Raw genomic sequence first — 24,960 nt, forward strand, 5'->3', positions numbered from 1 at the left:
GGGGCCCGCCCATGCTGAATATCAATGGTATCACGGTGCGCCTGGGCGGGCGCATGATCCTCGACCGCGCCAGTGCGACGCTGCCGCCGAAAAGCCGCGTCGGGCTGATCGGCCGCAACGGCGCGGGCAAATCCACGCTGATGAAGGTCATGATCGGCCAGCTCGAGCCCGATGACGGCGAGATCGAGATGCCGCGCAAGACGCGCATCGGCTATCTCCAGCAGGAAGCGCCGCACGGCCAGACCACGCCGATCGAGACGGTGCTGGAGGCCGACAAGGAGCGCGCGGTGCTGCTGGTCGAGAGCGAGACCTGTGAGGATCCCGATCGCCTCGGCGAAGTCTATGAGCGGTTGATGGCGATCGACGCCTATACTGCCCCGGCGCGCGCCGCGAGCATCCTGGTCGGCCTGGGTTTCGACGAGGAAATGCAGAACCGCCCGCTCGACAGCTATTCGGGCGGCTGGAAGATGCGCGTCGCGCTGGCGGCGTTGCTGTTCTCCGAGCCCGATCTGCTGCTGCTCGACGAGCCGTCGAACCATTTGGATCTCGAAGCGACCTTGTGGCTGGAGAATTTCCTCAAGGCCTATCCCAACATGATCGTGATCATCAGTCACGAACGCGATCTCCTCAACAACGTGGTCGACAACATCCTGCATCTCGAAGGGGGCAAGGTGTTCCTCTATTCGGGCGGCTATGATTCGTTCGAGCGCCAGCGCGCCGAACGCGCCGCGCAGCTCGCGGCGGCCAAGGCGAGCCAGGATGCGCAGCGCAGCAAGCTGCAGGAATATATCGCCAAGAATTCGGCACGCGCTTCGACCGCCAAACAGGCCCAGTCGCGCCAGAAGATGCTCGCCAAGATGCAGCCGATCGCCTCGATGGCCGACGATCCCACTTTGTCGTTCGATTTCCCCAACCCGGAGGAACTACGCCCGCCGCTCGTCACGCTCGACATGGCCAGCGTCGGCTACACCGTGGGCAAGCCGATCCTGCAGCGCCTCAACCTGCGGCTCGATCCCGACGACCGTGTCGCGTTGCTGGGCCGCAACGGCAACGGCAAGACCACGCTCGCGCGTCTGCTGGCTGCGCAGCTGACGCCGATGGACGGCGAGATCGCCGTCTCGGGCAAGATGCGTGTCGGCTATTTCACCCAGTATCAGGTCGAGGAACTGGATACCGAGGATACGCCGGTTGAGCATATGGCGCATCTGATGAAGGGCAAGACGCCCGCCGCGGTGCGCGGGCAGCTCGGGCGATTCGGTTTCTCCGGCGAGAAGGCGACGACCAAGGTCGGCAAGCTCTCCGGTGGCGAACGGGCGCGTCTCGCCCTGGCGCTGATCACGCGCGACGCACCGCACATGCTGATCCTCGATGAGCCGACCAACCATCTGGACGTCGATGCACGCGAGGCTTTGGTGCAGGCGCTCAACGCCTATACCGGGGCGGTGGTGATCGTCAGCCATGATCGGCACATGATCGAGCTGACCGCCGACCGGCTGGTGCTGGTCGATGCTGGCCAGGCCAACGAATATGCCGGCAGCCTAGAGGATTATACCGACTTCATCCTGGGCAAGAACCAGCCCAAGGCCGATGGCCAGAAATACGGCAAGAAGGACAAGAAGGCGGCCGCCCAGGCGCGCGAGAAAGCGGGCGATCTGAAAAAGCTGGCGCAGGAAGCGGAAGCGAAGACGGTCAAGCTGACCGCCGAGCTGCGCGCGCTCGATCTGGCGATGTTCGATCCGCCCAAGGCGGAAAGCTATCTCAAGAAGCTGTCGATGGGCGAACTGTCCAAGCGCCGGGGCGAGGTCGCTGCCAAGCTGGAAGAGGCCGAGGCGGCCTGGCTCGAAGCGAGCGAAGCGGTCGAGCAGGCAGCGTAAAGCGTCGATCGGCGCGTCTTCGCGCGCGGTTGCTACGCGGGCAAAAGGGCGGCGGTCCACCGAGCGGGTGACGCCGTCAGCCAGGCGCGGCAACGCTCCATAAGGGCGTACCGGCGGCGTCCAGCGATGCCTGACCGGGCAGGCCGACGGCGGTCCTGCTCCAATCAGTCAGCCGGGCGAGCGTAGCGCCATCGTCGGGCGGCACGCGCGCCATCAATCGCGCGCCGCCGGGGGTGCGGGCGATGACGATGCCGTGCGACGGCGCGCCGTCGCGCGCATAGGGCACGGTATAGGTTTCGATCGTCGCCGCGCCGGCATAAGCGTCGACCAACGGCGGAACCGGGTCGCGCGCGGCATCGGCACCATCCTGCACCGAATAGTCCAGCGCCAGCGGGGTGGGGGCGGGGGCGGTGCTGACGACCAGCCCGTGATGCTTGTTGACGTAGCCGCCCTGGCCATAAAGCAGCCCGAGCGTGCCGGGCGCGGCGCGCAGCGTCCGCACCATCGCGGCGCTGGCATGGCTCATATAATTGTTGAGCGGACCGCCGAAAAACGTCAGCCCGCCGGCGACCGTCGGAACAGCGGTCCGCGCATCCAGGCCCAGCGTCCGCAGCGCCATCTTCGGCACGATCGGGAAGCAGCTATACAGTTCGAGATGATCGAAGCGCGCCGCCTCGCCGCCGGCGATGTGCACCGCGCGCTCCAGCACCGCGGCCTGCGCGGTGGAATGGTCGTAGCGGTCGCGCTGCAGATAGTCTTCCGGCTCGCGCGCCGCCGCACCGCCCCAGATATGGATCAGCCGCTCCTTCGCCACACCCATTGCGCGCGCCGTCGCCAGGCTGGTGACGATGAGCGCGGCCGACTGGTTGACCATCGGGTTGGCCACCATCAGTTTGGGATAGGGCCAACTGATCATGCGATTGTCGGCAGTGATGGCGGCGATCGTCGCGGCGTCGGGCGCGCGACGGATCCAGGCGTGCGTATTGTCGGCGGCGACCGCCGCGTAGCGCGCCCAGAGCGCGGCCGAGGCGGCATGGGCCTGCGCCGGCGTCTCGCCCCAGGCCGCGGCGGAGGCCACCTCGTAGAACGGATAGATGTTCGCCGGGTCGGCGACCCGCAGCGCGCGCGCCACCGGGCTCAGCGCGAAGCGGCTCGACGGAAAACGGACGGTGCGCTCGGGCGCCGCCGCCGGGGTCCAGGGCAGATCGGCCTGCGCCTTGAGCGCCTGCGCCACGGCATGGCCTGCCTCGCCACCGACGATCGCGGCGACCAGCGGCTCGCCGCGGGCGATGCGCACCGCTGCCTCATGCACCAGCCGCACCGGCGTTTCGCCGCCCATGCTGGCATTGACCCGCTCCGCCGGCGCGATGCCAAGGCGATCGCACAGCGCAGCGACCGGGTCCTCGTAGCGCCAGCTGACCAAGCCGATCAAGCTGATCGTGGTGATGGCGGGCACCAGCGAGACGGCGGCATCGGCGGCGCAGGCGCGCAGCGCATCCGCCATCAGCGCGATCGGTTCGCGCGCGTGCGTGGGGTCGACCGGCCGATCGGTCACTTCGCCGACCGCGACGATGACGGGCACGCTGCTGGGATCCGACAATCGCCTCTCCTGTCGCTATTTTGCCGAACAAAGCAGGACGCGGTCGGTGATGCAATATCGCGGCGTCGCGTATTGCCGGCGGGCGATGGGCACGCCGTCGGCGGGGTCCCACGGCATCATCGCCGATCGGTGGCAACGCCATAGCGCCGATCACGCGGCAGCACCTGGGCTTAGCGGCGAACATCCAGTCCGCCGGCACGATAGGCGTCGATATCCGCCTGGCGGAACAGGCTGGCATCGCCGGGCAAGGAATGTTTTAGTGCGGCCAGCGCCAGCCCGGTGTGCGCTGCCTCGGCGCTGTCGGCGCCGTTGCGCAATGCATGCAGCACGCCGGCGGCAAAGGCGTCGCCACCGCCGATACGATCGACGATCCCGGCCAGCACGACCTCGTCGGTCTGGGCATGGCCGCTGCGCGTGTCGATCCGCGCCGACAGGCGGTGTAGATCGACATGTTCGATCTGGCGCGCCGTCGAGGCGATCGTCTGGAGTTTGGGGAAAGCGGCGAACGCCGCCTCGGCGGCCTCGCGCCGGCGATCCTCGGCATGGGCCGAAAACGTGCGGCCCAGCAGCAACGCGATGTCGCGGTGGTTGCCGAACATCAGATCGGCTTGAGCGACGAGCTCGGTAAGGATCGCCCGCGGATCCGCCTCCCAGCGCTCCCACAATTTGCCGCGCCAATTGCCGTCGAACGACACCGCAATGCCCCGCTCGGAGGCGGCGCGGACGGCCGCCAGTGCGCTTGCCGCCGGTACTGGCCCCAGCGCCGGAGTGATGCCCGACAGATGCAGCCGGTCGACGCCGTCCAGCAGCGTATCCCAGTCCCACGCCGAGACCGGCGCCTGGGCGAAGGACGACCAGGCGCGGTCGTAGATCACGTCGGTGGCGCGCAGCCCTGCGCCCGAGGTGACGAAATACAGCCCCATCCGCTCGCCGCCGATCTGGATCGCCGCGGTGTCTACGCCGTGGCCGCGCAGCGTGGCGATCGCCGAGCGACCGAGATCATTGTCCGGCACCATGCTGGCGAAACCGACATCATGGCCGAGCTTTGCCAGCTGCGTGACGACATTGGCTTCGGCGCCGGCCACCCACACGTCGAAGCGCGGCGATTGCAGCAGCAGTTCGCGCCCCGGCGGCGACAGGCGCAGCATGATTTCGCCGAACGCGAGCAACTTCTTCATCGTATTTTCCTTACGTCCCCTCACCGAGCCGGGCTTTCGCGACGCACCTAGGTGACTCTTGCGCGGGCGCGGAAGCGCTCGTCGTCCCATCCGCGCGTGGCCATGATCTCGGCCAGGATGCGCACCGCGTGCCAGATGTCGGCAAAGCTGGTGTAAAGCGGGGTGAAGCCGAAGCGCACGATATCGGGCGCGCGAAAGTCGCCGATCACGCCGCGGGCGATCAGCGCCTGGCAGATCTCATACGCATGGTCGTGCGCCAGCGAGACATGGCTGCCGCGCTCGGCCGGGTCGGTCGGGCTGGCCAGGGTCAGGCCAAGATCGCCGCATTGCGCCGCGACGCTGGCGATGAACAGCGAGGACAAGGCCGCCGATTTGCGCTGCAACGCCGCCATATCGGTGCGCAGATGAAGATCGACGCCGACCTCCAGACTGGTCAGCGCGAGGATCGACGGGGTGCCGCACTGGAAACGGTCGATGCCGTCGCCGGGTTGGTATTGGTCGACGAACGCGAAGGGCGACCGATGACCGATCCAGCCCGACAGCGGCGAGTGGAGCACGGCCTGCAATGCGGGGGCGACGTACAGAAAGGCTGGCGCGCCAGGACCACCGTTGAGATACTTATACCCGCATCCCACGGCCAGATCGACGCCGGCGCCGGCCAGATCGAGCGGCACCGCGCCGACGCTGTGGCTCAGATCCCATAAGATCAGGGCGCCCTTGTCATGCGCCGCGGCGGTGATCTTCGCCATGTCGAGCTTGCGCCCGCTCTTGTAATGGACGTGGGTCAGCAGCACGACCGCCGTGTCCGCGTCGATCGCATCGACGATATCGTCGGCCGCCACGGTGACGAGGTGGCGACCGTCGAGCAGCCCCGTCACGCCTTGCGCGATATACAGATCGGTCGGAAAATTGCCCGGTTCGGACAGGATTTTCTTGCGCTCGGGCTGATAGTGCAGCGCCGCGACGAGCAGCTTGAAGAGGTTCACCGAGGTGGAATCGGCCACCACGACGTCGTCCTCGCCCGCGCCGATCAGCCGCGCGATCTTCGCCCCCACGCGGCGCGCCGCGCCGATCCAGTCATGCGTGTTCCAGCTGGCGATCAGGTCGCGGCCCCATTCAAGCGCGATCGCCTGCTGCAGCCGCGCCGGCGTGGCGGCGGGCAGTGCGCCGAGCGAATTGCCGTCGAGATAGATCACCCCCTCGGGCAAGCTGAAGTCGTGCCGGAAATGCGCCAGCGGGTCGGCGCGATCGGCATCGAGCACGTGTTGGGGCGTCGCGGCGGCCATCACAGCACTTTCCGCACATCGAGCAGTTCGGGGAAGAACACCTGATTGACCACTGCCGCAAGGTACGGAACGCCGGCCGTGCCGCCGGTGCCGCGCTTGAAGCCGATGATCCGCTCGATCGCCTTGAGATGACCGAAGCGCCACAGCTGGAAGCGATATTCGAGATCGACCAGTTTCTCGGCCAGCTCGTACAGATCCCAGAAGCGCTCGGGATCGCGGTACACCATAGCCCACACCGCTTCGACCGCGGGGTCGGCCTCATAGGGCTGGGTCACGTCGCGCTCCAGCACCGCCTTGGGAATCGGCAGCCCGCGTGCGGCGAGCAGCCGCAGCGAAATGTCGTAGATGCTCGGGCGGTGCAGCGCGGCGCGCAACGCATCGACGATCTCCGGCGCGCCTTCATGCACGTCGATCATGCGGCCATTCTTATTGCCCATGACGAATTCCATCAGCCGATATTGGTGCGACTGGAAACCGGAACTGGAACCGAGCTTTTCGCGCATCCGCGAATATTCCGCCGGGGTCATCGTGGCCAGGATGTCCCAGGACTGGATCAGCTGCGATTGCACGCGGGCAACGCGGGTCATCATCTTCATCGCCAGCGGCACGTCGTCCGCCGCGATCGCGTCGCAGGCCGCGGTCAGCTCGTGCAGGCACAGCTTGATCCACAATTCCGACGCCTGGTGGATGATGATGAACAGCAGTTCGTCATGCGTGTCCGATAGCGGCGTCTGCAACGCAAGCAGTTCGGGCAGGCGCAGATAGCTGCCATAGGTCAGCGAAGGCGCGGCGTCGGCGGCGGGGGGGATGCGAGCTTCCATCGTGCGACCCTACGCGTTCGTGCCGCCGAATCACAATTGCTTGCGGCTTGCGCGTCGCCTCAGGCCAGGCTGCGCACCCGGTCGCGACCGCTATGCTTGGCCTCGTACAACGCCGTGTCCGCCTTGCGCATCGCGGCGCTGAGCGAACGATAGTCGCGCACCGCCGCAAGCCCGCAGGAAAAGGTCAGCGGCTCGCTCCCGGCCCGGGTGATATTATCGGCGTGCAACGACAGGCGCAGCCGATCGACGATCTCGGTAGCTTCGTCGAGATCGGTATCGGGCAGCAAGATGGCGAATTCCTCGCCGCCCCAGCGCGCCGCCAGGTCCGACATGCGCAGCCCGGCCTCCAGCCGCAGCGCGAAGGCGCTCAGCACGCGATCCCCCTCGTCATGTCCGAAGCGATCGTTGATCGACTTGAAATGATCGAGATCGAGCATCGCGATCACCGAGGTACGATCGTCGCGCAGCAGCGGGGTAATAGCATCCATGAAGCCGCGGCGATTGCGCAGGCCGGTCAATAGATCCTTCTCGGCGGCATCGGCCAGCAGCTCGATCCGCGCGGCGGTCTCCGCCGAGGCACGGGCGACGCCGGCGAGCAAGGCGCCGACCAGATCCTTGCCGCCGGTCGTCACCGGGACGACGCGTTCGCCCCGTTGCAGCCGGGTAAGCAGGGTGGTGGCGTGCGCGATCGGGGCAAGCAGTGCGGACAGCGCCCAGATCGCTGCCGCGGTGCCGATCAGGGTCGCCATGAGCAGCGCCCCGAAAAGCGGCCAATCCCATCGCTGGAACATCAATTGCGCCGCGCAGAACGCGATCAGCGGCAGATGCGTCGCGCCGAAGCAGACCGCGAAGATGCGCAGCTGATAGCTGCGCGGAAATAGAAATCTGGTCGCTTCGTAAAAGCGCATATCCTCGTCCTCAACTACGGGCTCGGCTCGGGAGGCGATGGTTCACCTCGCTCGAGTTAGCGCCACGGTCGCAACGAAACGTCCGGAGCCGGCGCCAAGCCCCTGCGCGGCGCCGATTGCATGGCGGCGGCGTCCGCGGCAAGAACAATACGGATCAGGAGAATATCATGCGCCTTACTGTTGCTTTAATGCTGCTGCCGCTCGCACCGTTGGTTCAGGCCAGCGCGCCGGCGCCGATCCAAGCGCCCCAGGCGGGTGCCCAGGATGCCGCGCTGCTGCAGTTTCTCGACCAGGCCTATGACGCGCAGCTGAAGCTGAGCCCGGAATCGCAGACTCAGCTCGGCTTCAAGACCGATCAGGATCGGCTCGACGATTATACCGATGCCGCCGCGGTGCGGGCGCTGGCGCTGAGCGAACGGCAGGTCAAGGAGATGCGCGCCCGGTTTAAGCCCGCGCGCCTGGGCGAGAGCGCGCGGGTCAGCTTCCGCCTGTTCGAATATGAAGCGGAACGCAGCCGTCGCTCCTTCCCGTTCCGCACGTTGCGCTTCCCGGTATCCACCAATGGCAGCCCGGCGGGGGATATTCCCGTGCTGCTGATCAACAATCACAAGATCGACAGCGTTGCCGATGCCCAGGCCTATATCGCCCGGCTGCGCGAGACCGAGCGGGTGATGCGCGAAGTCACCACGACGATGCGTACGCAGGCCGCCGCCGGCATCATCCCGAACAAGGTGAATTTCGCGCCGGCGCGGGCCGATGCGCGCGCGGTGATCACCGGCGCACCCTTCGATGGCGACGCGGATTCGACCGTGCTGGCCGATTTCCGCAAAAAGGTGACTGCGCTGAATGCGCCGGCGGCGACCAAGCAGAAGCTGCTGGAGGACGCGCAGGCGGCGCTGAGCGGGCCGTTCCGGCGCGGCTACGACATGTTGTTCGCCGCGCTCGATGAGATCGAGCCCAAATCGACTGGCAATTACGGCGCGTGGCATCTGCCCAATGGCGCGGCTTATTATGCCAACCAGCTGCGCAATTCGACCACCACCGAGCTGACCGCGGACCAGATCCATGCGCTGGGGCTGCGCCAGGTCGCCGCGATCCGGCAGGAGATGGAGGCGATCAAGAACGAGGTCGGCTTCAAGGGGACGCTGGAGCAGTTCTTCGATCATATCCGCACCGATCCGAAGTTCAAATATGCCAATACGGCGGCCGGCCGCGAGGAATATCTGGCTGACGCGCGCGCGGTGATCGCCTCGGTGATGGCGGCTGCACCACGCTATTTCCGCGAACTGCCCAAGGCGCCGCTCGAGGTGCGCGCGGTGGAGAAATGGCGCGAGGGGACGGCATCGACCGCGTTCTATAATTCGCCCTCGGCGGATGGATCGCGGCCGGGCATCTATTACGTCAATCTGGTCGATATGAATCAGACGCAGAAGGTGCAGGTCGCGGCGATTGCCGCGCATGAAGGCGCGCCGGGGCATCATTTCCAGATCGCCCGGCAGCAGGAACTGACCGGCCTGCCCAAGTTCCGCAAATTCGGTGGTTATGGCGCGTTCATGGAGGGGTGGGGGCTCTATTCCGAGCGGCTGGCCGGCGAGATGGGTGTCTACAAGGATCCATATGCGCGGTTCGGCATGCTGTCGCTGCAGGTGTGGCGCGCGATCCGGCTGGTGCTGGATACCGGGATCCACGACAAACGCTGGACGCGTGATCAGGCGATTGCCTATTTCAAGGCCAATAGCTCGATCTCGGATACCGATATCGCGCGCGAGGTGGATCGCTACTTCAATTGGCCCGGCCAGGCGACCAGCTACATGGTCGGGCAGATGAAGATCGCCGAGTTGCGCGCCCGCGCCGAGCGCGCGCTCGGCCCGCGGTTCGACATTCGCGATTTCCATGAGGCCGTGCTGAGCCAGGGCGCGCTGCCGCTCGACGTGCTGGAGGAGCAGGTCAACCGCTATATCGCCGCGCATCGGGGGTAGACGCAGGATTTCTCGTCGCCTCCCTCATGGCTTGTTGAAAATCGCTCGCATTAGCGATATGCGCTCCTGATCGAACGAAAGGGGCATCGTGAGCAAGCATATCATATTAGCCGGGGCGGCGCTGAGCGCCATGCTGGGGGCAACGCAGGGGCACGCGCAGGCGGTTCGCGCCGATCCTTCAGGCGACACGGATCGCAGCGCGGAACGCCGTGCCGACGAGCGCGACGCCACCGACGAGGAGATCCTGGTCGAGGGACGGCGCGGCGAGGCGTTCACCGCGACCAAGACCGACACGCCGTTGATCGAGACGCCGCAGGCGGTGACCGTGATCACGCAGGATACGTTCCGCGCGCAGGGCGCGATCAGCATTTCCGATACGGTGCGCTATGCCGCCGGCGTCAATGCCGACGCCTATGGCCGCGACACGCGGGTCGACGGCTTCGTCATCCGCGGCGTCGACGCGCTGCAGTTCCGCGACGGCATGCGCGACATCTTCAGTTATTATGCCAGCATCACCTCCGACCCGTATAATTTCTCGCGCGTCGAGATCGTGCGCGGGCCGGCGTCGGTGCTGTTCGGCCAGGGCTCGATCGGCGGCATCGTCAATCTCGTGTCGAAAATGCCGCAGTTCGAGACGGCCGGCGAGGCGCAGCTGACCTATGGGAGCTACGGCCGCAAGGAAGTGCTCGCCGACCTCAACGTGGCAGCGAGCGACACGCTGGCCGCGCGTGTCGTGACAAGAGTGCGCGATGCGAACACCTATGTCGATCATGTGCCCGACGACCGCGTGATGATCGCGCCGTCGATCCGCTGGCGCCCGACCGCGGATACCGACGTGACCTTGCTCGGCCTGTATCAGGAGGACGATACCGGCTCGACCTCCAATTTCCTGCCGATCGTCGGCACGCTGCAGGACAATCCGGGCAATCCCCGCCTGCCGCGCTATCTGTTCGTCGGCAGCCCCGGTTACGATCGCTATGATGGCCGCTCGCTGCAGGGCACCGGGCTGGTCACGCACCGCTTCAGCGAGGACGTCAAGCTGAGCATGAAGGCGCGCTATATCGACAGCGACCTGACCTATTTTACGCATTATGTCGACAGCTATACCGACCCCACCAATCCCTATCTGGCCGGCACCAATGGTCGTGGCGTCGTGCTGTATGCCGATTCGTCGGTCGCACGGCTCAACGTCTTCTCGACCGACAATAATGTGCAGGCGCGCTTCAACACCGGCGCGGCGATCGAGCATACCTTGCTCGGTGGCGTGGATTACAGCTGGAACAAGGTCCGTAAGGCCAGTGCGTTCAATTTACAGGTGATCGATCTCTACGACATCGATTATGATGCGATCCTCACGCCGGAGGTCACCGGGGCGTTCTCGCGCGACACGCAAAAGCAGCTCGGCCTGTACGTGCAAGACCAGATCCGGCTGTGGGATCGCGTCTCGATCGTGCTCGGCGCGCGGCGCGATCATGTGCGTAGCACCAGCCTGGATACGGATACGGGCAAGACCACCAAAACGACGGATAATGCGACCACCTTGCGTGCCGGGATCATCGGCGAACTGGGCGCCGGGTTTTCACCCTATTTCAGCTACACCGAAAGCTTCCTGCCGATTGCTGGCAGCGTGAGCGGCGGATCGCCGTTCAAGCCGCAGACCGGCACCCAGTATGAAGCCGGGGTGAAATGGCAGCCCGAGCCGGCGACCCTGGTCACCTTTACCGGCTTCCGCATCAAGGAGCGTAACCGCCCGATCTACGATGCGGGATCGTCGATCACGCAGTCGGGCGAACTCACCACCAAGGGCATCGAGATCGAGGCGACGCATACGCTGCCGGGCAATTTCGATCTGTCGCTCGCTTACGGCTATAACGACGTCAGTGGCGACAGCGCGGCGACCGGCTATCTCGCCAAGCACGTCGCCTCGGCCTGGAGCACCAAAACGTTCGTCGGCCAATGGGCGACGCTGCGGCTCGGCGCCGGCGTCCGCTATACCGGCGAGCAGGTGTCGGGGTCGATCGTGACACCCGACCGCACGATGGTCGACGCGCTGGTCGAGCTGACGCGTGATCGCTGGCGCATGACGCTCAACGCGACCAACCTGCTCGACAACCGCGCGTTTGCCGCATGCCTGGCGCGCGGCGATTGTTTCAGCGCGGCGCCGCGCAACGTGATGGCCTCGGTCGGATATCGCTTCTGATCCAAGGCCGAGATCGACCCCGTCCGTCATCCCCGCGAAAGCGGGGATGACGCTGCCGTGCCTCGCAGTTTAAGCAAGGAAACATCATCCGCATGACGGCATGATAATCAGCGATAGCGTGGCCGCAGAAAAAATATGTGGCGCCATCTTGAAGCGGCCACGCACCCGATTATCTCGCCTCACGCCGGTCGCGTTGACCCGGGCCGGCGACGATTGAGGGCACCGGCTCTCCCGGTGTTCCTTGTGCTCAGATTGCTCATAAGGAGGATTTGGATATGAGGACGAACTTCGATTTCACGCCCTATCGGCGGTCCACCGTCGGCTTTGACCGGCTGTTCGATTTGCTCGAAGCCAATACGCGCGCGGAAACCGTCGACGGCTATCCACCGTTCGATATCGAACGCGAGAGCGAAGACAGCTACCGCATCACCCTGGCCGTTGCCGGGTTCAGCCCGGACGACATCGAGATCGTGGCGCAGAGCAACCAGCTAACCATCAGCGGGCGCAAGCCGGAACCACAAGACGATGGCCGTTTCGTCCATCGCGGCATCGCCACGCGCGCGTTCGAGCGCCGCTTCCAGCTCGCCGACTTCGTCCAGGTGCAGCAGGCGAGCTTCGACAACGGGCTGTTGCGCATCGCCCTCAAGCGCGAGGTGCCAGAGGCGATGAAGCCGCGCCGGATCGACATCAACGGTCACGCGGCCAACGACCGGATCGAAGCGCCGGCGGCCGGCCGCGACGCGGCGTAACTAGTTGGCCGAAGATGGGCCGCTGCCGGCAGTGCCGGCAGCGGCCTTGTCGGTCAGACATTGGCGTCGCTTGCGCCGTGTCGTGCTAGGTCAGCAATAGCGCCGCGGGCGCCTTTGCGATCCAGCCGTGACGTCTTATTGCGCGGCTTATTGCGCGGCGGCAGATCCCGGCTTTCGATAGCGATCGAACCAGGCGATGATCGCCGATGCCTTGGCAGCGGATTGCGATGGGCGCGCAGCGAGGCCGCCATGGCTGGCGCCCGGCACTTTGACCAGCGCGGTGGGTACGCCGGCAATCTGCAGCGCGGCATAATATTGCTCTGATTCGCTCACCGGCGTGCGGTAATCGTCACTGCCGACGACCACCAGCGTCGGCGTCTTGACGTTGCCGACCAGGCTGAGCGGCGATCGGTTCCAATAACTCATCGGATCTTCCCACGGCAGTTTGGCGAACCAGTAGCGCGAGGTGAACAGGGTATTGTCCATCGTCAGCGCCTCGCTGATCCAATTGATCACCGGCTTCTGCGTCGCCGCGGCCCTGAAGCGATTGGTCTTGCCGACGATCCAGGCGGTGAGCACGCCGCCGCCCGAGCCGCCGGTGACGAACAGATTATCGGGATCCACCGTGCCGTCGGCGATCGTTGCGTCCACGGCGGCAAGCAGATCGTCATAATCGGCCGAGGGATAGTTCTTGTCGATCAGATTGGCGAATTCTGCGCCATACGAGGTCGAGCCGCGCGGGTTGGTCCACAATACGGCATAGCCGGCGGCGGCATAGAGTTGCACGTCGGTCGAGAAGCTCGGACCATAAGCGCTGTTCGGGCCGCCATGGATTTCCAGCACCAGCGGCAGGCGCTGGCCCGGGCGCGTGCCGGCGGGGGTGGCGAGCCACGCGTCGATCGACCGGCCATCGGGCGCAGTGACGGCGATTTTGCGCACTGGCGCCAGCGCCTTGGCACCGGTCAGCACGGCATTGAGATGGGTCAACCGACGCTGCTTGCCGCCTATGGCAATCCACACATCGGCCGGCGCGCCTGCATCGCCGCCGGTATAAGCGATCAAGCCCGAGCGGGAGACGGAGAAGTCGCCGCCGGTATAGGGCCGATCCAGCCCGCCGCCCTGGACGTTATCGACCAGCGGCGTCAGCCGGCCATCCAGGCCGATCCGCGCGACCTTGCGGCGCCCGCGATCGTCATAGCTGGCATACAGGCTGCGCCCGTCCGCCGCCCACACGGCGTCCTCGATGCCGCGATCGAGTGCTGCAGTGAGCGAGCGTGGGTTCGCCGCGTCGCGGTCGCCGAGATAGAGTTGCACGTTCTCGTAACTGCGCCGCTTGTCGTCGAAGCCGAGCCAGGCGACCTTGGTCCCGTCTGGCGAGACGCGCGGCTGCGCATCGGGGCCGTCGCGCGTGGTCAGCGGGCGCAATGCGCCGCTTGCCGCGTCGACCGCGATGACGTCCGAATTCATCACCTGGCGATCCGCCCCGGGGCCGCGGATCGCGGCGAACACGATGCTGCGGCCGTCCGGCGTCCAGGACAGCGGCCCGCCATCGTCAAACGCACCGAACGTCAATTGGCGCGCGGCGCCGCCATCTGCGCCGACGACGAACAGGTGATCATAGCCCGGCTTGACATAGCCGGGCCCGTCATTGCGATAATTGACCCGGTCGATGACGGTCAGCGGCTCGGCCCATTTCGCGCCTTCGGGCTTGGCCGGGCTGGTGCCGAGCTTGGTTCCTTCGCCCGCGACGGTGGCGATATAGGCAAGCCGGGTGCCGTCCGGCGACCAGGCCAGCGCCTGGGGATCGCCGGGGAAGCTGGTAATGCGCGCGCTCTGGCCGCCGGCGATCCAGCGCACGAACAGTTGCGCATGGTCGCCATCCGCGGCGGCATAAGCGATCCGCGTCCCATCCGGTGACCAGCGTGGGCTGTTTCCTTGGGTCGCGAATGGCGTCTGGCGGCCGCTGGCCACGTCGATCAGCCACAGCGACGATTGCAGCCGATCGGTCAAGATATCGCCGGTGCGACGGACATAGACGATGGTGCGCCCATCCGGGCTGATCTGCGGATCGGCAGCGATCGTCAGGCCGAACAGGTCGGCGCCGGTAAAGGTGCGGCTCGGCGCGTCGGCCAGCGGCGCGGCGGGCTGCTGCTGGGCAAAAGCCGGAGTGGCCGCGAGCAGCAGCAAAGTGAGGGTCAGGCGCAAGGGGTCGGCTCCGTCGATGGTTCGGACGCGAAGATGCCCGAGCGGAGGCGATTGGCAAGCGGGTTTGTCAACCGGGCGGCAGCGGATGCCGGGCGCCGGGGCGACAAGCGCCCCGGCGCGCTTACTTATTCCAGGTCGTTCTCGCTGATCACGATCAGCGCCTGATCGCTGTTGCGGGCAAGCGCGACCAAGCCGGCATCGGCAATCGCGTCGCTGAAGCGGTTGAACATATCGACCGCATCATCTTCCGGCGCATCGCCACTCAACGCTTCGAGCACGGCATATTGCACGGCGAATTCATATTCGTCGCCATCCACTTCGGCGCTGAATTCGACCAATTCTTCATGTACATTGTCGAGAATAGTCGACTGATCGATTTCCATCTTGTCGGCGGCCACGGGCGATTCCTTGTCTTGAGTGTTGCCACAGCGCATCCGACACGCCTCGGCCCGCGTCAAGCCGATCCGGATCAAGCGGCGGGGATCATTCCCGCGGCAAAGGCGACCCGCAATGCCTCGGGCAGGCTGCGCACGCCCAGCCGGGTCATCAAATTGGCACGATAGATTTCCACCGTGCGCGGGCTGATGTCGAGCTGGTGGGCGATCACCTTGTTGCCGCGCCCCTCGATCAGCCCGGCGAGCACATCGCGTTCGCGCGGCGATAGCGCGGCGATGCGATCTTGCGCCGCGCGCGCCCGCGCGGCGGCGGCATCCTCCTCGAGCAGCCGGGCAAAGGCGTCGTCGACCGTCGTCAGCAACAGTGCCGCACCATAGGGCTTTTCGATAAAGTCGATCGCGCCCGCCTTCATGGCCTGCACGGCCAAAGTGATACTGCCATCGCCGGTAATGATGATCGCCGCGAAGCGCCCGGGATCGACGGCGCGAATGCGGCACAGCACGTCGATGCCGTTGGCTCCGGGCATGTGGAGATCGAGCAGCACCACGCCGGGATCGAGCGCTGGGGCCGCCGCCAGGAACGCGTCGCCGCTGCCGAAGCTGCGCACGGCAAAACCCGGCTGCAACGACAGCAACGCAGCCAACGATGCCCGGACGGCAGCGTCGTCGTCGACAAGATAGATCGGGCGGCTCATTGCTCGTGCTGCCGTCGCGGATCGGTGACCCCGATGATCTGGCCGCGATCGATAAATCGGAACTGCCCGCGATACGCCGATCGATGAGCGAGCCTGTCACGCACCATGGGCAAAGCCGTGGGGGCGGTTCTCGTGCCGCCGCAGGATTTTACGGCCGATACAGGGCCGAACGCGATCCTTACTCCAGCCGCGGCGTTCGCCCGACGCGCGGCAGACTGCTGTTGCAATCCGCTGTCTCCCTTGCCCCCGTCAATGTGGGCCTTGATCGAGGTCAGTGCAAGCTCCCGTCGCTCAGCCGACGCCGAGCCGATACACGATGGGTTTCGGCCGCCGGGGTCGAAAGGCATCCAGCAGGCACCATAATAAAGTAGTGCCGGCGATCCGCGGCATGTCACTGATCGCCGAGCGGCGCCGTGCACGCCTAGGCTGCGCTGCCCGGGCGTGGTTAGGCCGCGTCACGTGAAATCCCACGGGCACCCTTTGCCACCGACTGGGCGATCGCGCCGGGTCGGACCGGATCATGTCGCGGCCGCATCGCAGACACCGGCTGAAGGCAAAGCCCTGATTGTGCTGTCGCATCGGCGCGACAACATGGGGTCGAAGATGACAGAGCAGGGACATGCAGAACCTCATTGGCGATGTGAACCATGCGATGGTGGGTGGCGAGCAGGATGAGATCGGACGGGCCGCCCTGCAGCACGCGTTCCAGATCCCAGATCTCGAAACGCTGCCCGGTGGCGACGAGCAACGCGGTATCCCCGATATGGCCACGGTCGCGCATCAGCGCGGGCAGCACGATCATCCCGTCTGGCGCGATCGCCGCGCGTTCGACAAAGCCATAGGTGCGGCGCAGGCGTTGCGGATCATCGACCAGTTGCTGCGCGTCGCGGTCATAATAGAGTTGTTGCGCATAGGGGCGGTCGAACGCGACCAGGCAGGCCGACGTTTCGTGCAGCCCGATATACAGCGCCTGGTCTGCCGAGCGTTGCAGGATGGTCTGATGAAAATAACAGGGCAGCAATATCTCGCCGCAGGCGGTAACTTCGCACAAGGCGCTGCCGATAAAGAGCTCGTCCATCCGGTTGATCCATATGTCGTTGCGAGCATATGGTTAACGAAATATTGACGATACACATCAGGGGAATATTACCTAGACTATAGTCGATCTACTTTAGAAAATGGAATGATCCGCAAATCGGTTATATAATCACAACTGTTTTGATCGGAACTTTATTGTCGGATCGCGACGTATTTATACGGTATCGTTAACCAAGTTTTCTGGTCCTAACCCTGTGGCGTCGGCGGAATGCGCCAGCAGCGGGTTAGGACAGCGATCATGGGGATTGATCAGGCAGCGGGCGCAAGCGCGCCGGTGATAACGGTATTCGGGGTGGGCGGCGCGGGCGGCAATGCGGTGCGCGATCTGATCGCGGGCGGGGCGCGCGGATTGAACATCGTCTGCGCCAATACGGACACGCAGGCGCTGCGCACGGTGCCGCCGGCGCATCGCCTGCAACTCGGTCGCGTGCTGACCGCCGGGCTCGGCGCGGGCGCGCGACCGGAAATCGGGCGGGCGGCGGCCGAGGAAGCCGTGCCTGAAATCCGCCAGGCGCTGGAGGGCAGTTCACTATGCTTCATCGCCGCCGGGATGGGCGGGGGCACGGGCAGCGGGGCGGCGCCGGTGATCGCCCGTATCGCCCGCGAGATGGACATTCTGACGGTTGGCGTGGCGACCAAGCCGTTCGCCTTCGAGGGCAAGAGGCGGCTGGCGATCGCGGACGCGGCGCTGGCCGAGTTGCGCCCGGCGGTCGATGCGCTGGTCACGGTGTGCAACCAGAACCTGTTCCGCGTGATCGGTGCGGAGACGACCCTGGCCACCGCGCTGGCCCGGTCGGATGCGATCATCCGTGATAGTGCGCGCGATTTTGCGCTGTTGCTCGGCGGTTCTGCGATGAAGCGCGTGGCGCTGGCCGATCTGCGCGCCATGCTGCGCGGGAGCGGCGATGCGATGATCGGATTCGGCGCGTGCGGGGCGGGACCCGAACGGGCGCTGCACGCGGCCCGCGCGGCGCTCGACTATCCGTTGCTCGACGGCATGGGGCCGAGCGCCACCCGCTTGCTGGTAACGGTCGCCGGGGGCGAGGATCTCGGGCTGTTCGAGATCGAGCAGGCGATGGCCTGGCTGCGCGCCAGCCTGCCGGCGGCAAGCGAGCTTGTGTGGGGCGCGGTGATCGATCCGGCCTTGGCGGGGCGCGTGCGCGTCGGGGTGATGGCGGCGGCGCTGTCGGGGATCGCCATGCCGGTGGTCGAAACGGTTGCCGAAGACGCCGTCGATCTGCTCGACGCCTTATGCGCCGACGTCGCGGCGCGGCCAGAACCGCTGCCGGTTGCGCCCTATCCCTTATATTGCGAACCGCTCGTGATGCCGAATGTACCGATGCCCGCCGCGTGTGGGGCGATGGCGGCAGAGGCGGGGGCGGAGGCGGCGCTTCCACTTGCGGTGGTCGGTGGCGCGCCGCCGCTCCAGCGGCCGCAAGCAGCGGTCGAACGGATCCGCAGCCGTACCGCCCGGCCGAGCCTGGCCGACCGCATCTATGATGCGGCGCGCGATCTGACGCGGCGGCCGGCGCTGCACGGCGTGCTCCAGCCGGCGCCCCGGGCGACGCCGGTGTTTCACGTCACCAAGCCGTTTGCGCCAACGCCGGCGCGGCATGCTGCTTGAGGGTAAGCTAGCGGTTGATCATTCGCGTGCAGTTCCCCCGCGAAAGCGGGGGCCCAGAGTCGCACGCGATAGCGTTTGTAACCCTGGGCTCCCGCTCTCGCGGGAGAACACCATTTTGGCGGGGTTGAATCCAACCTCGCCGCCATGCGACCACAAGGCATGGCCAAAAAACGCTATCTCACCGCGACCCTGCCCGACGGTTACGTGAAGACGATCGGCCCGACGGCGACCGCGTACACGCATTACTGGCGGATCGTCGCGCAGCTCGAGAATGGCAAGAGCGAAGTGTTTTGGGGCCATACCAAATCGCTCGCCGAGGCGAAGAAGAAGCGCAATGCGTTGGGTGAGGCGGCGAGCCAGCGTGGCTGGCGCAGCCACACGTTCGAGATTGCCGAACTGGTCGAGAGTTAAGCAGCAGGGCTCGCGACGAACAACCCTGCTGTTTTGCGCTTATTCCGCCTTGGCAGCGCGGGCGGCGCGGCGGGCGGTGCTGGCGGCGATGTCGCTGGCGGTGATCACGCCATTCTGGTCCTCGTCATGCTCGGCAAAGGCGCGCGCGCCCGAGGCGTCATATTCGGCCTTGCTCATCTGCCGGTTCTTGTCGGTATCGAGCACGCCGAAGCGGACATGCGTCTGGCGGACCTGGCGGACACGCTCTTCCTGTTTCTTCTCGTCGCTCAGGGTCGATTGCGCGAGTTCCCGGTCGAGCCGCGCCTGATATTCGGCGAGATATTCGGCGTCGGATACCCAGCCATCCGTGTTGGCGTCGGTGGTGGCGAAGCGCGTCGCGCGCAACTGATCGAATTCGGCGCGCGTCGCCTGGCCATCATGGTTCAGATCATGTTCTTCGAGAAAGGTCTTCGGATCGTGCGAGGCGGCCAGGGCCGGGGCGGCGAGCGCGGTCAGGGTAAAGGCGGCGGCAAGACGGATGGTCATCATTTTCTCCATGGTCGAAGGGGTTACGCCGCGTCGAAGGCCAGCGTGTAGGTGTAGCTGCGATACGGGGTGGCGGCGCCGGCGGGCGCGGTGGTGCGGTGTCGGACGAGGATCAGATATTGCCCGGCGTCATCGGGCGTCAGCGCGAACCTGCCGGCGGCGTCGGACTTGGTCTGCGCGGCGACCTTGCGGCCATCATGCGCACCGGCGGCGCGGAACAGCGTGACGTCGCTGCCCGCGAGCGGCTTGCCATCGAACAGCAAGACGAAATTGGCCGCACTGCCGGACGTAATGTCGCTGGGATGCGTGACCGCGTGGATTTCGAGCGCCTGACCCCGCGGTGCGAGTGCCGCATTGGTCGGCTTGCCACGGGTGACATAGGCTTCCGCGAGCGTGGTGCTCTGCACCGCCACGGGCGTGGCGTCGGCCGGCGGATTGCCGTCCTCGCCGCGCAGCACCCAGGCGGTGCCGACCTTGAACATCTGGCCCATGCGACCGAGCCGCTGGCCGGTGGTGATGCGGTAGGTGCCGGGCGCCTTGAGCTCGGCCTCGAAGATCGAGAGATCGCGCAGATAGGTGATCGGGCCGATCTGGCCGGCGCTGCCATCAGGCAACTGCAGCGCGAACGGCGCGTCGCGCATCGCCACGTCAGGTTCGAACGCATCTTCGCCAAACGCCGATTGCACCGTCACATGATCACGCGTGCCGACATCGAAGGCGGTCGGCAGGACGTATGGCATGTGCGCGCTGGCCGCCGTGGTGGCGCCGATCAGGGCGGCACAGCCCAAGGCGAAGCGGCTTTTCATCATCGTCATTAATCATCCCCTGCAAACTGGAGGCCGCTTTATCGCTATTGAGAATCGCTTGCAATATAAAATCGGAGGCGTAATGAGCCGGTCGTTAGGAGGCGGCGGCAAAGGTGCTGGCCGCCACGACCCGGGGGTTACCGTGATGAACCGTTTCAAGATCCTGCTGCTGGCCAGCGCCACGCTGGTCGCGCTACCGATCGGCGCTGCCGCGCAGACGACACAGCGCGAGGATATGCCGCTCGAGACAACCGAGCTGTCGCTCGATCGTCTCGTCGTGTCGGCGGGGGCGGAGAAGGTGGCGATCGATACGCCGCAGGCAGTAACCGTGCTCGATCAGGACGATATCGACGCGACGCAGGCGACGACGATCGGTGATATCCTGGAGGGCATTCCCGGCGTCAGCGTGCAGGGCGGGGTGAGCGCACTGGGGCAGGGGTTCAACATTCGCGGGCTCGGCACCGGCCTGGCCGATTCGGACAGCCGCATCCGGATGACGGTCGATGGCGTGACCAAATTCTTCGAGCAATATCGCATGGGCGCGTTCTTCAGCGAGCCCGAACTGTACAAGCGCGTCGAGGTGCTGCGCGGGCCGGCATCATCGACATTGTACGGCGCGGGGGCGCTTGCCGGTGTGGTCAATTTCACCACAAAGGACGCCTCCGATTTCCTGCGCGATGGCGACAAGGTCGCGGTGCGGTTGAAGGCGGGGACCGAGACCAATGCCGAGGCAAATGTGCTGTCCGGCATCGTCGCGGTGGCGCCCGTGGCGGGCGTGGAACTGCTCGGCAGCTACAATCATCGCCGCGCCGATCATTACGAGGATGGCCATGGCGATCGGGTGATCCCGTCCAATGCCTTGTCGGATTCGTGGCTGGTCAAAGCGCGCGTCGCGATCGCAGGCAACCGCAAACACGCGATTTGGGCATCCTATCAGGATTGGGTCAGCGACAGCACGCAAATCTACGATCAGGCAGAAGCGCTCGCCACCACGCCGGTGCGGCGCAAGGTCCATGATAAGACCGCAGTGCTCGGCTATGAGAACGACTTCAATGGCAGCGATCTGTTCAATGTCGAAGCGCAGGTGTCCTACGCCGACTCGAACATCCACCAGAGCGAAACGACGTTTCTTGGCGCGCTGGACTATTCCGAATTCTCCTATGCGACCAAGCAGGCGAAACTGCAGAACCGTTCCAAGTTCGATCTTGGCGGCGATGTCAGCGCTTTTCTGTTTCTCGGCGGACAGTGGAGCGACCAGAGCCGCCGCAATCCACGGAAAAGCTCGGCCACCGGCGTCATCACGCCGGGCAGCGCGACGCATCCCGAAGGCGATATGACCAAATATGGCGTGTTCGCGCAGGCCGAACTGATGTGGTCGGATAAATTGACGATCATTCCGGGCGCCCGCATGGATTGGACCGATCTGAAACCCGGTCAAACCCTGGTCAACGGCGTGATCGTGCAGATTCCCGGCACTGCGCGCGTCAAGGATAGTGGGTTTTCCCCCAAATTGGCGGCGATCTATTCGCTGACCGACTGGCTCTCGCTGTTCGGCTCGGTCGCCCATACGGTGCGGATGCCGGTGCTCGACGAGCTCTACAGCCGCACCAGCGCTACCGCGAGCAACACCAGCCTCAACTTGCGGCCGGAAGAATCGAACAATTATGAGGCCGGTTTCACGCTGTCGCTCGACGGCCTCGCGTCTTCGCACGATAAATTACGGCTCAAGACGACCGCATTCCGGAACGACATCAAGAATCTGATCACGCGCGGCACGGCCACTTCAGCCTATTTCGTCAATGTCGGCGAATCGCGGTTCAAGGGCATTGAGGTCGAGGCGGAATATGGCGCTGGCGGATTCTTCGCACGCGGCAACCTGGCGATCATCGACGGCAAGGATCGCCTCAATGATCTGTATCTTAATACCGTGCCGGCCAACGAATATCGCCTGACCCTGGGTTATGCCGATCCGGTCACCGGCCTGTCGGGCGGCTGGACCGGTGAATTTGCGGAACGCCAGGACAAGGTGTCAAGCATCGCCCTGCGCACGCCGGGCTATGCGGTGCAGAACCTGTTCCTGGCGTTCAAGCCGCGCACGGGTTCGGCCGAAGGGTTCGAATTCCGCATCGGCGTCGACAATGTGTTCGACACATATTTCCAGCGCCACCTGTCGTCGCTGCCGGCGGAGGGGCGGACGTTCAAATTCTCCGTCGCCAACACCTTGTAGGAGGCGGGCGGTGCGGCTTCCCTTCCGCGTCGGCGTGCCGGCGATCGCGTCGTTGTTGGTCAATGCGGCGATGCTGGCGGCGTTGTTTACGCTCGGCGTGAAGCAGGAGGCGCGCCCGACGCGACGAGCGCCCGCGGTGATGGCGCTCGCCATGGTCAAAGGGGCGGAGGACGGTGCCGAGGACGCGCCGTCCGCCGCGCCAACGGTGCCGAGCGAGACGCCGCCGGCGCCAGCCGCGCCGACGGCGCCAGTGGCACCGCCAACCATGCCGGCGCCCGCCCTGCCGAAGGTGGCGAGTGCGCCGGTCGCAGCGACGGTAGCGGCCGAGGTCATGCCAGCCGCTAGCATGCCAGCCGCTGCTGCTGCCGTCGCGGCGTCGTCCTTAGCCGCCGCGCCCTCGACCGCGGCTATGGCCACGCGGCGCGGGGCGCGCGACGGGCTCGATGCCAATGCCCCACCGGGCACCAGCCGGTCCTACGCCGCCAAGGTGCGGTCGTGGCTGCTGGCACATAAAACCTATCCGCGGCATGCGCGGATGCGGCGTGAAGAGGGTATGGTGCGCGTCCGCTTCGTGATCGATCGTGCGGGGCGGCTGCTCGAGGGGGCGATCATCGCGCGCTGCGGATTGGCCGCGCTGGACGAGGAAGCAGCGGCGATGTTGCGCCGCGCGGCGCCATATCCGGCGGCGCCCAGCGACATGCCGGGCGAACGGTTCGAGATTACCGCGCCGATCGAGTTCGTCTTGCCGGTTTGAGGGCGCTTATGCCCGCGGCATAGTCAATCGTGTTCTCCCGTGAAGCGGGAGCCCAGGGTTCCGACAGACACCGCTTTTGGCCCTCGGCCCCCGCTTTCGCGGGGGAACGTGTGAATACTAACGCTGGCGTCGTGGCGCAAAGCGGATGTTGGCCGTGCCCGTCGCTTGCACCGGCAGGAACAGTCCCTGGCCGGTCACCTTCACGGCGCCGTTGCGCACGCTGGTGACATCCGCGGACAGGATGAAGTCGCCTTCGCGGTGCCCGGCCACCGCTTTCCGCGCAGCGACCAGGACTTTCTGGTAATCGCGTGCGAAATCATGGCGCAGCGCACCGCGGATGCGGGCCTGGACGGTATCGTCGTCGAACAGCGAGATCAGCAGGTTTACGGCACTGCTGTCGCTGCGCCCGGCGATCCTGACGTCGCGCGCCTGCACGATCTGCGAATTCTCCTCATTATAGGGCAGCGCCGACAGCCAGATCTCGCCGCGCGTCGCCGGCAGGACGCCATTCCGCGCCTTGACCTTGGTCTCCACGCCCACCGCGAGATAGCCGCCGGTCGTGGCGTAGATCGTCACCTTGCCGAAGTCGGCATCGACCGGCCCGATCCCGGTCAGCGTGATGCCCTTGGCGGCGAGCTTGCGCAGCGCGCGCTGCACCACCGGTTCGAGTTGCGCGTAATCGGCCAGCACCGGAATGAAGAAGCGCAGGCCTCGTGGTCCGATCTTGGGCGAGGGCGGCGGCAGCGGGGTGGGCGCAGGATCGGGCGGGCGCTTGCCGACGAACGTCTCGGTGCGCGCCTCGGCGGCGAGTTGCAGCACGATCCGCCCGCCGCCGATGGCGTAACCGCCGAAACCGAGCTGGATCGGGGTGACGCGCATCCATGCCGGCGGGCGCTCGCGGTTGAGCTGGATCGAGGTGAAGCCCTGCCGCCAGACCTCGGACAGGTGATCGCGCGCGCGCAACTTGGCCAGTTCCTGCGGCAGATCGCGTTCGAGGCCGGCAATCACGCCTTTCAGCTTGGCATCGGCCTTTTCGGCAAAGCGGATGCGCTGGCCGAGAAAGTCGATCCCCGGCGGGTCGGTCCAGTCATAGGCGATGTCGACCTTGGCCACCGGCGCCCAATTGCGGTCGATCGACAATTTGGCCGTGGCGCGGACGATCGCGCGGCCGGTCGCGGTCTCGCGCTTGATGATGCCGCCGACATCCTGCGCGCTGATCGCGGCGCTGATCGGCATCTCGATCGTCAGCGTGTCGCCGCGGCCGCCCAGCCGCATGCGCCCGCGCGTGACCTGGCCGACGATGCGGCAGCCAAGCGTCGGCGTGACTTTCACCGCGCGGCCGAACAATTTGACCTGCTTGCCCGGCACGCAGCGTGGCTCGGCCTGGTCGATCCGCCATAGCTGCACGGGCGTGCGCGCGTTGATCTGCTGTTCGAGCGACGCGAGCGAGGCCGACACCGGCACGACGATGGTCGACGACTGGATCGGCAGGTCGGCCGGATCCTCCACGCGGGGCGGCGCAGGATTGCCGCTGTCGCGCGTACAAGCCTGCACCGTCGACAACATGGTCACGGCCAGGAGAACGCGACGGAGGATCATATCGTGGCCTAACGCGCGCTGCTGCC

Annotated in this window: 20 protein-coding genes; 9 read left to right on the forward strand and 11 right to left on the reverse strand. The window is 65.9% G+C overall.

Annotated elements, in window-relative coordinates; all coding sequences use genetic code 11:
• Positions 1-11: 11 nt before the first annotated feature.
• Positions 12-1,874 carry an ABC-F family ATP-binding cassette domain-containing protein gene (locus tag U1739_RS01135; RefSeq protein ID WP_332703148.1) on the forward strand — a complete coding sequence of 621 codons (1,863 nt, stop codon included), beginning with the start codon at positions 12-14 and terminating at the stop codon, positions 1,872-1,874.
• A gap of 76 nt (positions 1,875-1,950) precedes the next feature.
• Here U1739_RS01135 and U1739_RS01140 read toward each other — a convergent pair whose 3' ends face one another.
• The 5 genes from U1739_RS01140 to U1739_RS01160 form a co-directional block, all read right to left on the reverse strand.
• The gene (locus U1739_RS01140) at positions 1,951-3,474 is read right to left on the reverse strand and encodes a TLP1 C-terminal extension domain-containing protein (protein WP_332703150.1); all 1,524 of its coding nucleotides are present in this window, start codon (positions 3,472-3,474) and stop codon (positions 1,951-1,953) included.
• A gap of 170 nt (positions 3,475-3,644) precedes the next feature.
• The gene (locus U1739_RS01145) at positions 3,645-4,652 is read right to left on the reverse strand and encodes a sugar kinase (RefSeq protein ID WP_332703152.1); all 1,008 of its coding nucleotides are present in this window, start codon (positions 4,650-4,652) and stop codon (positions 3,645-3,647) included.
• 47 nt (positions 4,653-4,699) lie between these two features.
• Positions 4,700-5,938 carry a kynureninase gene (kynU, locus tag U1739_RS01150; protein WP_332703154.1) on the reverse strand — a complete coding sequence of 413 codons (1,239 nt, stop codon included), beginning with the start codon at positions 5,936-5,938 and terminating at the stop codon, positions 4,700-4,702.
• Positions 5,938-6,759 (reverse strand): tryptophan 2,3-dioxygenase, encoded by an 822-nt coding sequence (locus U1739_RS01155; RefSeq protein ID WP_332703156.1) that lies wholly within the window; start codon positions 6,757-6,759, stop codon positions 5,938-5,940. The genes kynU and U1739_RS01155 overlap by 1 nt, the downstream gene beginning before the upstream one ends.
• A gap of 59 nt (positions 6,760-6,818) precedes the next feature.
• Positions 6,819-7,667 (reverse strand): GGDEF domain-containing protein, encoded by an 849-nt coding sequence (locus U1739_RS01160; protein ID WP_332703158.1) that lies wholly within the window; start codon positions 7,665-7,667, stop codon positions 6,819-6,821.
• Between the two features lie 167 nt (positions 7,668-7,834).
• Here U1739_RS01160 and U1739_RS01165 point away from each other — a divergent pair, with 167 nt between their 5' ends.
• The 3 genes from U1739_RS01165 (at position 7,835) to U1739_RS01175 (ending at position 12,595) form a co-directional block, all read left to right on the forward strand.
• Positions 7,835-9,646, forward strand: coding sequence for a DUF885 domain-containing protein (locus tag U1739_RS01165; RefSeq protein ID WP_332703160.1), 1,812 nt, complete (start codon positions 7,835-7,837; stop codon positions 9,644-9,646).
• A 130-nt stretch (positions 9,647-9,776) separates the two neighbouring features.
• Positions 9,777-11,846, forward strand: coding sequence for a TonB-dependent siderophore receptor (locus tag U1739_RS01170; RefSeq protein ID WP_332704814.1), 2,070 nt, complete (start codon positions 9,777-9,779; stop codon positions 11,844-11,846).
• A gap of 275 nt (positions 11,847-12,121) precedes the next feature.
• Complete coding sequence (locus U1739_RS01175; RefSeq protein ID WP_332703162.1) at positions 12,122-12,595, forward strand: Hsp20 family protein; 474 nt, start codon at positions 12,122-12,124, stop codon at positions 12,593-12,595.
• A 147-nt stretch (positions 12,596-12,742) separates the two neighbouring features.
• On the opposite strand, the gene U1739_RS01180 is transcribed toward U1739_RS01175, so the two are convergent.
• The 3 genes from U1739_RS01180 to U1739_RS01190 all read right to left on the reverse strand — a co-directional run bounded on the left by U1739_RS01180 (position 12,743) and on the right by U1739_RS01190 (position 15,890).
• The gene (locus tag U1739_RS01180) at positions 12,743-14,800 is read right to left on the reverse strand and encodes a S9 family peptidase (protein WP_332703164.1); all 2,058 of its coding nucleotides are present in this window, start codon (positions 14,798-14,800) and stop codon (positions 12,743-12,745) included.
• Between the two features lie 125 nt (positions 14,801-14,925).
• The gene (locus U1739_RS01185; protein WP_332703166.1) at positions 14,926-15,198 is read right to left on the reverse strand and encodes a DUF1488 family protein; all 273 of its coding nucleotides are present in this window, start codon (positions 15,196-15,198) and stop codon (positions 14,926-14,928) included.
• Positions 15,199-15,269: 71 nt separating this feature from the next.
• Positions 15,270-15,890, reverse strand: coding sequence for a response regulator transcription factor (locus U1739_RS01190; RefSeq protein WP_332703168.1), 621 nt, complete (start codon positions 15,888-15,890; stop codon positions 15,270-15,272).
• Positions 15,891-16,509: 619 nt separating this feature from the next.
• Between U1739_RS01190 and U1739_RS01195 the strand changes: the two genes are divergently transcribed.
• The 3 genes from U1739_RS01195 to U1739_RS01205 all read left to right on the forward strand — a co-directional run bounded on the left by U1739_RS01195 (position 16,510) and on the right by U1739_RS01205 (position 19,023).
• On the forward strand, positions 16,510-17,016 hold the full coding sequence (locus U1739_RS01195) for a hypothetical protein (RefSeq protein WP_332703170.1): 507 nt from the start codon (positions 16,510-16,512) through the stop codon (positions 17,014-17,016).
• A 210-nt stretch (positions 17,017-17,226) separates the two neighbouring features.
• On the forward strand, positions 17,227-18,612 hold the full coding sequence (locus U1739_RS01200) for a cell division protein FtsZ (RefSeq protein ID WP_332703172.1): 1,386 nt from the start codon (positions 17,227-17,229) through the stop codon (positions 18,610-18,612).
• A gap of 159 nt (positions 18,613-18,771) precedes the next feature.
• Positions 18,772-19,023, forward strand: coding sequence for a hypothetical protein (locus U1739_RS01205; RefSeq protein WP_332703174.1), 252 nt, complete (start codon positions 18,772-18,774; stop codon positions 19,021-19,023).
• 39 nt (positions 19,024-19,062) lie between these two features.
• Here U1739_RS01205 and U1739_RS01210 read toward each other — a convergent pair whose 3' ends face one another.
• The gene (locus U1739_RS01210) at positions 19,063-19,548 is read right to left on the reverse strand and encodes an EF-hand domain-containing protein (RefSeq protein ID WP_332703176.1); all 486 of its coding nucleotides are present in this window, start codon (positions 19,546-19,548) and stop codon (positions 19,063-19,065) included.
• 23 nt (positions 19,549-19,571) lie between these two features.
• On the reverse strand, positions 19,572-20,363 hold the full coding sequence (locus tag U1739_RS01215; RefSeq protein WP_332703178.1) for a DUF4198 domain-containing protein: 792 nt from the start codon (positions 20,361-20,363) through the stop codon (positions 19,572-19,574).
• A gap of 136 nt (positions 20,364-20,499) precedes the next feature.
• On the opposite strand from U1739_RS01215, the gene U1739_RS01220 reads away from it, so the two are divergent.
• Complete coding sequence (locus U1739_RS01220; RefSeq protein WP_332703180.1) at positions 20,500-22,581, forward strand: TonB-dependent receptor domain-containing protein; 2,082 nt, start codon at positions 20,500-20,502, stop codon at positions 22,579-22,581.
• 10 nt (positions 22,582-22,591) lie between these two features.
• Positions 22,592-23,335, forward strand: coding sequence for a TonB family protein (locus U1739_RS01225; RefSeq protein ID WP_332703182.1), 744 nt, complete (start codon positions 22,592-22,594; stop codon positions 23,333-23,335).
• A 117-nt stretch (positions 23,336-23,452) separates the two neighbouring features.
• On the opposite strand, the gene U1739_RS01230 is transcribed toward U1739_RS01225, so the two are convergent.
• A complete protein-coding gene (locus tag U1739_RS01230; RefSeq protein ID WP_332703184.1) occupies positions 23,453-24,934 on the reverse strand; it encodes a DUF4403 family protein in 1,482 nt (493 codons plus the stop codon).
• Positions 24,935-24,960 lie beyond the last annotated feature (26 nt).

Origin of the sequence: Parasphingomonas puruogangriensis, assembly GCF_036663635.1 — a bacterium.
GTDB lineage: Bacteria > Pseudomonadota > Alphaproteobacteria > Sphingomonadales > Sphingomonadaceae > Sphingomonas.

Bases quoted from the DNA above. Each gene is read 5' to 3' on its own strand.
- U1739_RS01145 (WP_332703152.1), bottom strand. From the start codon at position 4,652: ATGAAGAAGTTGCTCGCGTTCGGCGAAATCATGCTGCGCCTGTCGCCG.
- U1739_RS01160 (WP_332703158.1), bottom strand. From the start codon at position 7,667: ATGCGCTTTTACGAAGCGACCAGATTTCTATTTCCGCGCAGCTATCAG.
- U1739_RS01175 (WP_332703162.1), top strand. From the start codon at position 12,122: ATGAGGACGAACTTCGATTTCACGCCCTATCGGCGGTCCACCGTCGGC.
- U1739_RS01135 (WP_332703148.1), top strand. From the start codon at position 12: ATGCTGAATATCAATGGTATCACGGTGCGCCTGGGCGGGCGCATGATC.
- U1739_RS01230 (WP_332703184.1), bottom strand. From the start codon at position 24,934: ATGATCCTCCGTCGCGTTCTCCTGGCCGTGACCATGTTGTCGACGGTG.
- U1739_RS01215 (WP_332703178.1), bottom strand. From the start codon at position 20,363: ATGACGATGATGAAAAGCCGCTTCGCCTTGGGCTGTGCCGCCCTGATC.
- U1739_RS01200 (WP_332703172.1), top strand. From the start codon at position 17,227: ATGGGGATTGATCAGGCAGCGGGCGCAAGCGCGCCGGTGATAACGGTA.
- U1739_RS01155 (WP_332703156.1), bottom strand. From the start codon at position 6,759: ATGGAAGCTCGCATCCCCCCCGCCGCCGACGCCGCGCCTTCGCTGACC.
- U1739_RS01170 (WP_332704814.1), top strand. From the start codon at position 9,777: ATGCTGGGGGCAACGCAGGGGCACGCGCAGGCGGTTCGCGCCGATCCT.
- U1739_RS01220 (WP_332703180.1), top strand. From the start codon at position 20,500: ATGAACCGTTTCAAGATCCTGCTGCTGGCCAGCGCCACGCTGGTCGCG.
- U1739_RS01210 (WP_332703176.1), bottom strand. From the start codon at position 19,548: ATGACCATCCGTCTTGCCGCCGCCTTTACCCTGACCGCGCTCGCCGCC.
- U1739_RS01205 (WP_332703174.1), top strand. From the start codon at position 18,772: ATGGCCAAAAAACGCTATCTCACCGCGACCCTGCCCGACGGTTACGTG.
- kynU (WP_332703154.1), bottom strand. From the start codon at position 5,938: ATGGCCGCCGCGACGCCCCAACACGTGCTCGATGCCGATCGCGCCGAC.
- U1739_RS01165 (WP_332703160.1), top strand. From the start codon at position 7,835: ATGCGCCTTACTGTTGCTTTAATGCTGCTGCCGCTCGCACCGTTGGTT.
- U1739_RS01190 (WP_332703168.1), bottom strand. From the start codon at position 15,890: ATGAGCCGCCCGATCTATCTTGTCGACGACGACGCTGCCGTCCGGGCA.
- U1739_RS01195 (WP_332703170.1), top strand. From the start codon at position 16,510: ATGCAGAACCTCATTGGCGATGTGAACCATGCGATGGTGGGTGGCGAG.